At 71.6% G+C, this 13335-nt stretch carries 11 protein-coding genes; 9 read left to right on the top strand and 2 right to left on the bottom strand.

From position 1 onward, the window contains the following. The first annotated feature begins 71 nt into the window (after window positions 1-71). From QSJ40_RS09780 to QSJ40_RS09740, 9 genes are all read left to right on the top strand, one after another. Window positions 72-572: a YbhB/YbcL family Raf kinase inhibitor-like protein gene (locus tag QSJ40_RS09780; protein ID WP_006213654.1), complete on the top strand. Its 501-nt coding sequence runs from the start codon at window positions 72-74 to the stop codon at window positions 570-572. After that, the gene (locus QSJ40_RS09775) at window positions 569-1474 is read left to right on the top strand and encodes an HAD family hydrolase (RefSeq protein WP_006213653.1); all 906 of its coding nucleotides are present in this window, start codon (window positions 569-571) and stop codon (window positions 1472-1474) included. Before QSJ40_RS09780 ends, QSJ40_RS09775 begins: the two co-directional genes overlap by 4 nt. 77 nt (window positions 1475-1551) lie before the next feature. Then, window positions 1552-2424, top strand: coding sequence for a glycerophosphodiester phosphodiesterase family protein (locus tag QSJ40_RS09770; protein ID WP_006213652.1), 873 nt, complete (start codon window positions 1552-1554; stop codon window positions 2422-2424). A 473-nt stretch (window positions 2425-2897) separates the two neighbouring features. Further along, window positions 2898-4433, top strand: coding sequence for an ABC transporter substrate-binding protein (locus tag QSJ40_RS09765; RefSeq protein WP_006213651.1), 1536 nt, complete (start codon window positions 2898-2900; stop codon window positions 4431-4433). A 3-nt stretch (window positions 4434-4436) separates the two neighbouring features. Then, the gene (locus tag QSJ40_RS09760; RefSeq protein ID WP_006213649.1) at window positions 4437-5393 is read left to right on the top strand and encodes an ABC transporter permease; all 957 of its coding nucleotides are present in this window, start codon (window positions 4437-4439) and stop codon (window positions 5391-5393) included. Continuing rightward, complete coding sequence (locus QSJ40_RS09755; protein ID WP_006213648.1) at window positions 5390-6391, top strand: ABC transporter permease; 1002 nt, start codon at window positions 5390-5392, stop codon at window positions 6389-6391. Before QSJ40_RS09760 ends, QSJ40_RS09755 begins: the two co-directional genes overlap by 4 nt. Continuing rightward, the gene (locus QSJ40_RS09750; protein ID WP_285730606.1) at window positions 6388-8274 is read left to right on the top strand and encodes an ATP-binding cassette domain-containing protein; all 1887 of its coding nucleotides are present in this window, start codon (window positions 6388-6390) and stop codon (window positions 8272-8274) included. Before QSJ40_RS09755 ends, QSJ40_RS09750 begins: the two co-directional genes overlap by 4 nt. A gap of 61 nt (window positions 8275-8335) precedes the next feature. After that, window positions 8336-9769 carry an MFS transporter gene (locus QSJ40_RS09745; protein ID WP_053446795.1) on the top strand — a complete coding sequence of 478 codons (1434 nt, stop codon included), beginning with the start codon at window positions 8336-8338 and terminating at the stop codon, window positions 9767-9769. Between the two features lie 81 nt (window positions 9770-9850). Next, on the top strand, window positions 9851-10930 hold the full coding sequence (locus QSJ40_RS09740; protein ID WP_285730603.1) for an enoyl-CoA hydratase/isomerase family protein: 1080 nt from the start codon (window positions 9851-9853) through the stop codon (window positions 10928-10930). A 90-nt stretch (window positions 10931-11020) separates the two neighbouring features. On the opposite strand, the gene QSJ40_RS09735 is transcribed toward QSJ40_RS09740, so the two are convergent. Both QSJ40_RS09735 and QSJ40_RS09730 read right to left on the bottom strand, forming a co-directional pair. Then, window positions 11021-12361, bottom strand: coding sequence for a uracil-xanthine permease family protein (locus tag QSJ40_RS09735; protein WP_285730706.1), 1341 nt, complete (start codon window positions 12359-12361; stop codon window positions 11021-11023). A gap of 293 nt (window positions 12362-12654) precedes the next feature. After that, window positions 12655-13332 carry a LysE family translocator gene (locus QSJ40_RS09730; RefSeq protein ID WP_285730601.1) on the bottom strand — a complete coding sequence of 226 codons (678 nt, stop codon included), beginning with the start codon at window positions 13330-13332 and terminating at the stop codon, window positions 12655-12657. Window positions 13333-13335 lie beyond the last annotated feature (3 nt).

The following is a 13335-nucleotide window of genomic DNA, read 5'->3' as shown; positions in this document are numbered from 1 at the left end:
GTCGCCGCTGAGAGGAGCGCTGGCGGCGCCGGAGGACCACCGCAAGGACACGACGGATCTAGGAGGATCCCATGCTCGATCGCGAACCCTATGCAGGACTTCCCGAGCTGCCCGTCTTCGAGCTGAGCTCGCAGGACATCGCCGACGGCCAGCCGCTGCCCCAGGCACAGGTCGCGGGGCAGGACGTCTCGCCGCAGCTGAGCTGGTCCGGCGCCCCGGAGGGCACCCGCTCCTACGTGGTGACGGCCTTCGACCCGGATGCCCCCACGCCCTCGGGCTATTGGCACTGGGCGCTGTCCAACATCCCCGCGGACGTGACCTCCCTGGAGACCGGTGCGGCCGCCAACCCGCCGGAGGGCTCCACGCGCCACCGCGCCGACGGCGGCTCCGAGGCCTTCGAGGGCGCGGCTCCGCCTCCCGGCCACGGCCCTCACCGCTACATCTTCTGCGTCACCGCGGTGGACACCGATCACCTGGACGTGGAGGGCGCCTCGCCCGCCGTGCTGAACTTCAACCTGTTCTTCCACGGCATCGGCCGGGCCTTCCTGACCGGGACCCACGAGGAGAAATGAGTCGGACCGACCTCCTGGGCCCGGATCCGCAGCGGATGGCCCGGGAGGTCCGTCTCGTGGCCAGCGACCTCGACGGCACGCTGATCGGCCACGACTTCCGCTTCCGGCCTCGGACCCAGCAGGCCCTGAGACAGCTCGAGGCGGCCGGGATCCCGATCATCTTCGTCACGGGGCGCCCGTGGCGATGGCTGGATCCTCTGCGCGATCTCCATGAGCTGGGGGAGTCGATCACCCCGGGTGCGGACGGGGAGGACCAGGCACCCATCGGGGCCGTCATCTGCTCCAACGGGGCGCTCGTCTACGACTTCGCCCAAGAGGCCGTGGTCTCCAGCAGGACCCTCAGCGCCCAGACGGCGCTCGAGGTCCATGCGCGCCTGCGCCGACTCTTCCCGCAGGCCGTGTTCAGCGCCGAGACGCTGCGCGGCGTGGCGGCCGAGCCGGACTGGCTGGTCGGTGACCGCACTCGGATCAGGGGAGCTCGGATCGGCCCGCTGCCCCAGGTGCTCGAGCCCGATGACCGCGTCGTGAAGCTCCTCGCCCGCCTGCCCGGAGCCGATCCGCAGCAGTTCGTGGCCGCGGTCAGCGAGGAGGTCTCCGATCTGGTCTCGGTCACGCACTCCGTGGCGCAGGCCCCCCTGGCAGAGATCGCGCGCACCGGGCTCTCCAAAGCGGAGGCGCTGGCCGAGCACTGCCGCCAGAGGGGCATCGAGGCCCATGAGGTCCTGGCCTTCGGCGACATGCCGAACGATCTGCGGATGCTGCAGTGGGCGGGGTACGGCTATGCCCTGAGCTCCGGGGACCCGGCGGTCGTGGCGGCCGTCGAGCGCACCGCGCCCGGCTTCGACGACGACGGCGTCGCCCAGGTCATCGAGCAGCTGCTGGCGGTGCGCGCCGACCTGTGAACCACGTCGCGGGAATCACGTGGCAACTGCCCGGAACTCTGGTGACTCGTCGGTAACTAAGTGCGTACTATCGGCGCATGGAATCCCGCACGGCGCCTTCGGCCGTCGACACCAACAGGGACGGCTCCACGCCGTCGGTCATGGCCCACCGCGGCTTCTCCCTCGCGGGAGCGGAGAACACCCTCACCGCCTTCCAGGCCGCCTGGGACCTCGGCTGCCTGTGGCTCGAGCTCGACGTCAACACCACCAGCGACGGCGTGGTCATGGTCTTCCACGACGGCTCGCTGGACCGCGTCACCGACGGCTCGGGGCAGGTCGGCGATCACACCCACGCCCAGATGATGGAGCTCAGCGTGGCAGGGGGAGAGCCCCCGCTGACGCTGGCGCACCTGCTCGAGGAGATGCCGGAGGCCCGGTTCAACATCGATGTGAAGGACGAGGCCTCCGTGGCGGCGCTGCCCGAGCTGCTGGAGCGCACCGGTGCCGTGGACCGCGTGCGGATCGCGTCCTTCTCGGACTGCCGCCGGCGCCGGACCCTTCAGCACCTGCGCGAGCGCGGGCTGGCCGTGCCGAGCTCGTCGGCCGGGTCCCTCGGCTCCGCGCTGATGATCATCTGCCTGAGCCTGGTGCCGCGGCTGTGGCCGGTGGTGCTCCGGCTGGCGGGGCGCTGGGTCCCGCCGTTCGAGGCCGTGCAGGTGCCCATGTTCTGGCGCTGGTTCGCCCCCGAGCTGATCGGGCTGCCGGTGATCGGTCCTCGCCTGCGCGATCGCCGCCTGATCACCGAGCGACTGATCGAGCGCGCCCACGCGGTCGGAGTCCAGGTGCACGTCTGGACCGTCGACGAGCCGCAGGACATGAGGACCCTCCTGCATGAGGGGGCGGACGCGATCGTCACGAACCGCGCCGATCTGGCCATGGACGTGCTGGCCGAGGAGGCCGCTCGGGCCTGACGTGCAGGCCCGCGACGCCCGACCCGAGCCCTCGGCTCCGCAGCACCCGCTCATGACAAGGCCTGCAATCAAGCCCTCCGCCCTGGCCGCGGTCCATCCCGGGGCCTAGTGTGTGACGTGCGACTCGGCAGGAGACCTCATGGGTCTGGCACCACCCCGGTGCCGCGGTCGCGCGCACCTGAAGGAGGCGGATCATGACGACAGTGAGCGGATCCACCCTCCAGGCCCGCCGCCGCGACTGGAGCTTCCATGAGCGCAGCTCCGGCAGCATCCCGTAGCTGAGCATCCTTCTGCCCACGACCCGGTCAGGTCCGCTGCGATCGCCCGGGCGCAGTGCCCCGTCACGTCTCGGGGCTCGACACTCGGATGACTCCATGGCTTCAGACCCTCAGCTCCGCTCTGTCCCCCTGTCCTCGTCTGCGCTCTCCGCTCGCCCGATACCCCCTCGGCTGAGCCGTCGAGGGCTGCTGGCCGTGGCTGCCGGCGGTGCCGGGCTCGTGCTCAGCGGCTGCGGCGGAACGGAGGCCTCGGTGCTCGAGGCCGGCGACACCCCCGTGGAGGGCGGGACGCTGCGCGTGGGGATCACCGGAGGCGGCGCCTCGGACACCGTCGACGCCCACGTTCCCCTGGGCACCGGCGACGCCGCCCGCATGTTCAACCTCTACGACACCCTGTTCGCCTATGACGCGGACTATCAGGTGGTGCCGTCGCTGGCCGAGTCGGCCGAGCCGAACGAGACCGGCGATCAGTGGACGGTCACGCTGCGCGAAGGGGTGCGCTTCCACGACGGCAGGCCGCTGACCTCGGCGGACGTGCGCTTCACCTTCGAACGGATCATGAACCCGGAGGATCCCAAGAGCGGGTCCAGCAAGCTGGCCACGCTCGAGTCCGTCGAGGAGGTCGACGAGCGCACCGTGCGCTTCGTGCTGGGCTCCCCGGACGCGGTGCTCACGGATGCGCTGGCCCAGTACGTCATGGGCATCGTGCCGCAGGACTACGACCCCGCCGACCCGATCGGCACCGGTCCGTTCCGGCTCACGGACTTCGAACCGGGCGGGACCACGCAGCTGACGGCCTTCGACGACTACTGGCAGGGCCGTCCGCATCTGGACGAGGTCCTGCTGATGAACTTCGACGACGAGGACGCGCTGATGAACTCGCTGCTGTCCTCGCAGGTGGACGTGATCGCGCAGGTGCCGCTGCCGCTGGTCCACGTGATCTCGGAGGACCCCCGCATCCAGGTGATCACCTCCGAGACCGGCAACTGGGTCCCGTTCACCATGCGCACCGACATGGCGCCGTTCGACGACCCCCGGGTGCGGGAGGCCTTCAAGCTCGTGATCGACCGCGAGCAGATGATCGAGGTCGCCTTCGCCGGGCAGGGGAGGGTCGGCAACGACATGTACTCGCCGTTCGACTCCGCCTACCCGCTGGACCTGCCGCAGCGCGAGCGCGATATCGAGCGCGCCAAGCAGCTGCTGAGCGAGGCCGGGCACCCGGACGGGCTGAGCGTCGAGCTGGTGACCGCCCCGATCCAGGCCGGTGCGGTCGAGGCCGCCACGGTCTTCGTCGAGCAGGCCGCCGACGCCGGGATCGAGGTCTCGCTGCGCAGGGTCGATGCCACCACGTTCTTCGGCTCGGGCTACCTGGAGTTCCCGTTCGCGCAGTCGTTCTACTACACGCGCAACTTCCTGCCGCAGGCCGCGGACACCTCCCTGCCGGACTCTCCGTACAACGAGACCCACTGGGACCAGCCCGAGTTCACGCAGCTCGTGGCCCAGGCCCGCGAGACCCTGGACGACGCCGATCGCGACGAGCTGATCCGCCAGGCCATGCAGCTGCATCACGACGAGGGCGGCAACATCATCTTCGGCTTCTTCGACGTGGCCGATGCCTATCAGCGCTACGTGGGCGGCGGGGCCAGCGACCGATCGGGCATGCCGATCGCGTCGTTCCGCTTCCGGAACCTCTGGATCGAGACCGGCGACGCCGCGGACGGGGAGGCCTGAGAGATGCTGAGCATGATCCTGAAGCGGCTGGCGGTCTCCGTGCTGGTCCTGCTGGCGGTGTCCTTCGTCGTCTTCGTCTTCACCCTGCTGCTGCCGGGCGATCCCGCCCAGGCGATCCTGGGCCAGCAGGCGACCCCCGAGCGGCTCGAGGCCCTGCGCTCGCAGCTGGGGCTGGATCAGCCCTGGTGGCAGCGCTACTTCGACTGGCTGGGCGGCATCCTCACCGGGGACCTCGGCGTCTCCGCCGCCACGGGCGGTTCGATCAGCGCGCTGCTGGGCGAGCGGATCGTCAACTCGCTCGTGCTCATGGCCATCGCCGCCGTGATCGCCGTGCCCCTGGGGCTCGCCCTGGGCACCTGGGCCGCCCTGCGCCGCGGCCGCGCCTCGGACACCGCGCTGAACACCGGGTCCATGATCCTCGCTTCGCTGCCGGAGTTCGTGGTCGGCATCGTGCTCGTGGCGCTGTTCTCCACGACCGTGCTGCAGATCCTGCCCTCCGTGACCATGGCCGCCCCCGGAACGCGGGTGTGGGAGTTCCCGCTGCAGCTCGTGCTGCCGGTGGCCGCGCTCGTGCTCGTGGTGGTGCCCTACATGGTGCGCATGATGCGCCAGACCATGACCGAGGTCCTCTCCAGCGGCTACGTGGAGATGGCCCGGCTCAAGGGCGTGCCGGAGCGCCAGGTCATCCTGCGCCACGCCCTGCCCCATGCGATCGGTCCGGTGGCCCAGGTCGTGGCCATGCAGCTGGCCTGGCTGGCCGGCGGCATCGTGGTCATCGAGGTCCTCTTCCGGTATCCCGGGATCGGGCAGGCCATGGTCGATGCGGTGAACAACCGCGACGTCCAGGTCGTGCAGACGATCTCGCTGCTGATCGCCGCTTTCTACGTGGTGGTCAACCTGCTGGCCGACGTCGTCGGGATCCTGGCCAATCCCAAGCTGCGAACGGAGTCGGGACGATGAGCGCTTCCACCACCAGGGCCCCCTCGACCGGCGCGATCGGCGGCGGCCCGGTCCGAGACAGCCTGACCCGCCGATTCCTGGCCCGCACGGAGTCCAAGGCGGGTCTGATCCTGACCGGGGCCGTGCTGCTCGTGGCGATCCTCGGGCCGTTCCTGGCCGCCGCGCTGACGGGGCACACCACCACCGAGTTCGTGGGGCGGCCCTTCGTGGCCGACGGCGCGGCGCTGGGCACTGACAACCTGGGCCGCGACGTCCTCTCCCGCTGGCTGGCAGGCGGCTGGCGCCTTCTGCTGTGGTCCGCGGCGGCCACGGTGCTGGGCGTGGGCCTGGGCGCGGTGCTGGGCATGGTCGCGGCCATGCGCGGCGGCTGGCTCGATGCCCTGATCATGCGCATCGGCGACATCGGACTCGCGCTGCCGCAGCTCGTGTTCGCCATGCTGGCCGTCACCGTGCTCGGCCCCAAGGGCTGGGTGCTGATCCTGGTCGTCGGCCTGACCCATGCGCCGCGCACCGCGCGCGTGATGCGCTCGGCCGCCGTCGGCGTGGTGGGCGAGGACTACGTCCTGGCCTCCCACATGTACGCCGTGCCGCAGTGGCGGATCCTGGCCCAGGACATCCTGCCGAACGTCACGGGCCCGCTGATGGTCGAGCTCGGTCTGCGCATGACCTACTCGATCGGCGCGCTGGCCTCGCTGTCCTTCCTGGGTCTGGGCATGCAGCCGCCCACCGCCGACTGGGGCCTGATGATCAACGAGAACCGCATCGCCCTGGCCGTCCAGCCGTGGGGCGTGCTGCTTCCCGTGCTGGCGATCGCCGTGCTGACGGTGGGCACCAACCTGATCGCCGACGGCATCGCGGCCGCCTCGGCCGGCGGCAGCTCCGTGGTCGAGGAGGATCTCGAGGGCATCCGAGCCGGCGCACAGGGCGCGGCACCAGCGGGCGGCCCGGCGGTTCCCGAATCCGATGCCGCCTCGAGCCCCGAGGAGGGACGACGATGACCCCGAGCACTGCATCGCGCGCAGAAGGCAGGCGCGCCGCGGACCCGTCGTCGGCGGCCACCGTCGAGACCGCCCTGAGCGTGTCCGGGTTGGATCTCGGAGTGACGGGCGGACGACAGATCCTGCACGACATCGGCTTCGAGCTGCACCCCGGGCGCATCCTGGCGCTGGTGGGGGAGTCCGGCTCCGGCAAGACGACGGCAGCCCTGGCGTGCATGTCGTACCTCAGGCCGGGCCTGGAGCTGCGCGGCGGCTCGATCACGCTGCATCCGGGCGCCTCGCGCTTCCACCCAGACGGCGCGCAGCTCCCGGAGCTGAGCTCGGCGCAGGTGCGGCGGCTTCGCGGGTCCACGATCGCCTACGTCCCGCAGGACCCTGCGCTGTCGCTCAACGGGTCCATGCGCGTGGGCGAGCAGATCGCCGAGGTCCTGCGCATCCACGACTACGGCGACGGCCCCGCCTCCCGCACGGCGCGCGTGGCCGAGGTGCTCGAGGAGGTGGGCATGCCCTCGGACGCCGCCTCCCAGCGCCGCTACCCGCATCAGCTCTCGGGCGGTCAGCAGCAGCGCATCGGCATCGCCATGGCGTTCGCGACCCGCCCGGCCGTGATCATCCTGGACGAGCCCACCACGGGCCTGGACGTGGCCACCCAGGATCTGGTCCTGGACACGGTCATCGACCTGACCCGCCGCCACGACGCCGCAGGGCTCTACATCACCCACGACATCGCGGTGGTCGCCCAGATCGCCGACGAGGTCGCGGTCATGCTCAAGGGCCGCATCGTGGAGGCCGGCTCGGCAGAGCAGGTGCTGCGCGCCCCGACCCACGACTACACGCGCCGCCTGGTGGCGGCCGTGCCGGACCTCGAGGGCCGCAAGCGCATCGGCGGCGGCCTGCCGGTCGGCCAGCGCGGCGGGGCGGGCGCGGCTGACGCGGCGCAGGCGCCCTCGGACGCACCGTCGGGAGCCGGAACGGCGGTCGGCGCCCCAGCCGCGCTCCCGTGGGCGCAGGACGCGGACACGACCGAGGACCCGGCGGGGACCGCGGCCCCCTCGGCGTCCACGGCCGAGCCCGAGACGACGGCCTTGGCCGAGCCTCGGTCCGAGCGGGAGGCGACGACGCCGTCGTCGCGTCCCCTGCTGGCGGTCGAGGACCTGAGCCTGTCGTACGGGCCCAAGACGGTGCTGGACGGGCTGCGGCTGGAGCTGCACTCGGGGCAGACCACGATGCTGCTGGGCGAGTCGGGCTCCGGCAAGACCACCCTGGCCCGCGCCATCGCGGGACTGTCGGCGGCGTCGTGGACCGGGCAGGTGCTGCTGGACGGCGAGCCGCTGGCCGAGACCACCCGCAAGCGCACGGCGGAGCAGCGTCGGCGCATACAGTACATCTTCCAGTCGCCGTTCTCGTCGCTGAACCCCCGGCGCACGATCGGCGAGTCCCTGGCCGTGCCGCTGCAGATGGGCGGCGGGATGTCCTCGGCGCAGCGTCGCGAGGCGGTCTCCGTGGCGCTGGATCAGGTCCGGCTCGGCCGCTCCTACATCGACCGCCGACCCGGTGACCTCTCCGGCGGCGAGCGGCAGCGCGCGGCGATTGCCCGCGCGCTGGTCAGCGCCCCGTCGGTGCTGGTGTGCGATGAGGTGACCTCGGCGCTGGACGTCTCCGTGCAGGCCGCGGTGATCGAGCTGCTGCGCGAGATCCAGGACGAGACCGGCATGGCCATGCTGTTCGTGACGCACAACATCACGCTGTCCCGGCACATCGCTCACCGCCTGGCGGTGCTGCAGAAGGGCCGGATCGTGGATCATGGGTTCACCGAGGACGTCCTGGCCCGTCCGGACAGCGAGTACACGCGCGATCTGCTGGAGCACGTGCTGACGCTGTGACCGGCGGCGCGGACCCCATCCGTGCGGCCGACCCCGGCACGCCCCCACAGAGAGCAGGCTCGTGAACACGCAGACCGTCCATGGCCCCACGCGCACCGAGCGCCTCGACCGGCTGCCCTTCAACGGGCGGCATCGCCGGCTGCTCGGAGCCTCCGGCATCGGCTGGGCGCTGGATGCCATGGACGTGGGCCTGATCTCCTTCGTGATCGCCGCCCTGGCACAGCAGTGGGGCCTCGACGCGCAGACCCGGTCCTGGATCATCTCGGCGGGCTTCCTGGGCATGGCGCTGGGGGCCTCGCTGGGCGGTCTGCTCGCGGATCGGATCGGACGCCGAGCGGTGTTCAGCCTGACGCTGCTGGTCTACGGCCTGGCGACCGGGGCCAGCGCGCTGGCGATGTCGGTGACGGCGCTGATCATCCTGCGCTTCCTCGTGGGCCTCGGCCTGGGCTCGGAGCTGCCGGTGGCCTCCACGCTCGTGTCCGAGTTCGCGCCGCGGCGCATCCGCGGCCGCGTGGTCGTGTGGCTCGAGGCGTTCTGGGCGCTGGGCTGGATCGCCGCCGCGGCGATCGGGTACTTCGTGGTCGCGGCCTCAGACTCCGGCTGGCGCTGGGCCCTGGCTCTCGGGGCGGTGCCGGCCCTCTACGCCCTGGTAGTCCGATTCGGGCTGCCGGAGTCCGTGCGCTTCCTGGAATCGCGCGGCCGGTATGACGAGGCGGAGCGCGTCGTGCGCGACTTCGAGACCGACGGCGGGCGCCGGGAGGGCTCCGACCACGACGACGCCGCGGCCGTCGAGGCGGCGCGCGATGAGGCCGAGATCCGGTCCGCCGAGCGGCCCGCAGCCGCGATCGACTCCGCGAGGGTCGAGGCACCGGCAGATCCGTCGCTGCAGGGACAGCCCGAGCAGGGGCAGCCGTCGTCGATCTTCGCCGCTGGGCTGCGACGGCGCACGCTCGCGCTGTGGACGGTGTGGTTCTGCCTCAACCTGGCCTACTACGGGGCGTTCACGTGGATCCCGTCGCTGCTGGTCGAGCAGGGCTACAGCCTGGTGCGCTCCTTCGGCTTCACGCTGATCATCACGCTCGCCCAGCTGCCCGGCTATGCCATGGCCGCGTGGCTGATCGAGGTCCTGGGACGGCGCGTGACGCTGGTGGTCTTCCTGGCGGGCTCGGCTGCCTCCGCCATCGGCTTCGGGCTGGCGGATTCGGAGGCCGCGGTGATCGCGGCCGGGTGCTGCCTGTCGTTCTTCAACCTCGGGGCCTGGGGCACGCTCTACGCGATCGGCCCCGAGCTCTACCCCACGTCCCTGCGCGGCACCGGCACCGGGCTGGCGGCAGGAGTGGGGCGCATCGCCTCGATCGCAGCGCCCCTGATCGTCCCCGTGCTGTTCGTCGCCGGCGGCATGCCGGTGGTCTTCGGGGTGTTCTCGGCGGCCTTCGCGATCGCGGCGATCGCCGGGCTCCTGCTCCCGGAGATGAAAGGGCGCCTGATCGGCTGAGGGGGCCGTCGACGGGAACTGCGGCGGCAACCGCCGTCGGGCTCTGCCTCCCGGCAGGTGCGCGCTCCTACTGTGGTGATCATGACGCAGAACGCAGCGAGCGAACCCGCCCCCGATTCCGAGGCCTACGTGCGCACCGAGGTGCGGGACGGCACCGGGATCATCGTCCTGGACCGCCCCAAGGCCCTCAATGCGCTCACGGCGCGCATGTACCGCGACATGCTGGAGGCCCTGTGGGCCTGGCGGGACGACGACGCCGTCACCCAGGTGCTCGTGACCACCTCCGCCCCGCGCGCCTTCTGCTCCGGCGGCGACATCCGGCAGATCCGCGACGCCGTGCTCGACGACCGCTTCGAGGACGGCGTGGCCGCCTTCACCGACGAGTACTCGCTCGACCTGGTGATCGCGCAGTACCCCAAGCCGTACGTCGCGGTCATGGAGGGCTACACGATGGGCGGCGGCATGGGCATCTCCGTGCACGGCTCGCACCGCATCGTCACCGACACGACCGTGATGTGCATGCCGGAGACGGCGATCGGATTCTTCCCGGACATCGGCGCCTCGTGGTTCCTGCCGCGGGTCTCGCTGCTGGGCCGCGGTCCGTCGCTGGGCGTAGGCCGCTGGATGGGCCTGACCGGCGCTCGGATCTCCGGGCCGGACGCGCTGGCGATCGGGCTGGCCGACAACTTCGTGCCTGAGTCGCGGCTCGAGGCCTTCAAGGAGGCCGTGGTCAGTGACGGCGTCGCCGCCGCCGTCGCCGAGCACTCGGCCGGCCCGGGGGAGAACGACGGCATCCCGGAGGCCTCGCTGCCCGAGCGCTGGGAGGAGATCGAGGAGCTCTACGGTGCGGACACCCTGGGCGAGATCCTGGTCAAGGCCCCGGCCGAGGACCTGGCGGGGGCGTCGCCGTCGTCGCTGGTGCGCACGTGGGAGCTGCTGGAGCGCGGGGCGGAGGCCGAGTCGCTGCAGGAGTGCCTGGAGCGCGAGCTGGCGCTGGCCGCGGACACGATCGTCTCCCCGGACTTCGCCGAGGGCGTGCGCTGCACCATGATCGACAAGCAGGACGAGCCGCAGTGGTCGCCGGCCACGGTGAGCGAGGTCGATGTGGAGGCCATCCGCCGCGTGCTCGATCAGCCCGGACAGCTGCGCACCCGCCCCTAACCCCCCCCCTCACTGCGCCGAGTGGATCCCCAGTTGCGCTATCGGGGCGAACAGCGCAACTGGGGATCCACTCGGCGGTGCGGGGAAGGGTCAGCCGAGCGGGGAGGCCTGGTCGTGCGGGGTGCTCGCGCGGTCCGGGGTGAGCGGATCGCCGCCGGCGGTGCCGCGCCACAGGGCGATCCCGCGCATGCCGTGGAAGACCACCAGGGTGGCCGCGGTGCCCAGGGCGATGCCCGCGAACTGGATCCCGAACGCATCCCACGTGTAGTCGGCGATGCCGATGATCATGGCCACGGCTGCCGTCGTGAGGTTCACCGGGTGGGAGAAGTCCACGCGGTTCTGCACCCAGATGCGCACGCCGAGCATGCCGATCATGCCGTAGAGCACCGTGGCGGCACCGCCCAGCACGCCCGGCGGAACCGTGGCGATCGCGGCGCCGAAGACCGGGAAGAACGACAGCAGCAGGGCCACGATCGCCGCGACCCAGTAGGCGGCCGTCGAGTAGACCTTGGTCGCGGCCATGACGCCGATGTTCTCGGCGTACGTGGTGGTGCCGGAGCCGCCGCCGGAGCCGGCCAGGATGGTCGCGAGGCCATCGGACATGATCGTGCGCCCCAGCACGGGATCCAGGTCCTGACCGGTCATCAGGGCCACCGACTTCACGTGCCCGATGTTCTCGGCCACGAGCACCAGGATCACCGGCACGAACAGCCCGATCAGCGAGACGTGGAACTCCGGGGCATGGAACTGCGGCAGCCCCAGCAGGCCCTCGGCCTCCCAGGCGGCGCTGATCGCTGAGAAATCGACCTCCCCGCGCACCACCGCCGTGAGATACCCGATCACCACGCCCACCAGGATGGACAGCCGGCCCAGGATCCCGCGGAAGAGCACGGACGTGAGGATGATCGCCAGCAGGGTCACCAGCGCCGTGGTGGGCGCGAGCATGAAGTTGTCCTTGGCCGCAGGGGCCAGGTTGAAGCCGATCAGCGCCACGATCGTGCCCGTGACCAGCGGGGGCATCAGCGCTGAGAGCCAGCCGGTGCCGGCCACCTGCACGATCACGCCGATCAGGAACAGGGCGGCGCCCGCCATGACCACGCCGCCCAGCGCGCCGCCGGGGCCGTACTGGCCGATGGCCGCAGAGATCGGGGCGATGAACGCGAACGACGAGCCCAGGTACGACGGGACCAGCCCGCGCGTGACCACCAGGAACAGGATCGTGCCCAGCCCGGAGAAGAACAGGGTGGTCGACGGCGGGAAGCCCGTGATCAGCGGGACCAGGAAGGTCGCCCCGAACATGGCCACCACGTGCTGGGCGCCGATGCCGATGGTGCGCGGCCAGGACAGCCGCTGCTGCGGGTGCACGACGGCGCCGGCGGCCACGTTGCGGCCGTCGCCGTGCAGCGACCAGCTCAGCCCGGCCCTGGCCAGGAAGCCGCGCTCGGCGGTGGCCTCCTCGGTGCGGCGGGAGGCCTCCGGGTCACGGGACGAGTCGGAGCTGGGGGACGAGTCGGGGCCGGAGCGGTGCTGGTCCGGCCGGGGAGCGGAGCTGCTCATGGGCGATCTCCTGGAGGAGTGAGCGGGGGCGCGAGCCGTGGAGGCGGACGCGCGATGATCGCGGATCAGAGTAGCCGCAGGCCGGGGCCCGCGACGGCCCCGACCGCGACGATGCGGCGGCCGTCGGGAAGTCGTGTCGTCGTCACGGCCTGTCGGGGGAAGGCGGCTCAGCCGAGCAGGTGCACGAGCGCGGTGAGGACGAAGCCCAGGCCGACGGCGATGAAGAAGCAGCTGGCGATCACGTCGAAGCCCGAGCGGAAGCGGTCGATCACCGGGGCGAGTCGCCGCTGCGAGGCCGCCAGCGCCATGAGCCCGAACCACACGACGGTGAGCACGATCAGGGTCCCGACCACGATCCCCGTCTGGAGGCTGACGATCCTGCTGGTGAGGAACGGGGAGAAGATCGCCCCGAAGAACACGAGCGCCTTGGGGTTCGACAGGTTGGTGGCCAGGCCACGCAGATAGGCATCCGCTCCGGCAGGAGCGGCCGTGCGGTCCCGTCCGACAGCCTGCTGCTGCGCGGTCGTGGCGTCCGAGGAGGCGCCGCGTCGGCGCGCGGCCCGCCAGGACCGCAGACCGGTGGCGCCGATGAGGATCAGCATGAGACCGCCCAGCAGCTCGAGCCAGCTCATCAGCCAGGGCAGAGCCTGCAGCAGCGCGGAGAGCCCGAACAGGGCGCCGAGCAGCCAGACGGTCGCCCCCGTCGTGATGCCGAGCGCCGCCAGCAGACCGGCCCGGCGCGAGCGCGTGATGGACTGCTGGAGCACCAGGACCATGTCCGGACCGGGTGCCGCCACGGCGACCATCCAGATCAGTGCCAGGCCCGGCAGCTGGGCGAGCTCCATGCG

The organism is Kocuria sp. NBRC 114282 (assembly GCF_030268385.1).
GTDB classification, from domain to species: Bacteria; Actinomycetota; Actinomycetes; order Actinomycetales; family Micrococcaceae; genus Kocuria; species Kocuria palustris.
The sequence above is the reverse complement of the archived record's forward strand: the minus strand, read 5'-3'. Positions and strand labels throughout refer to the sequence as shown.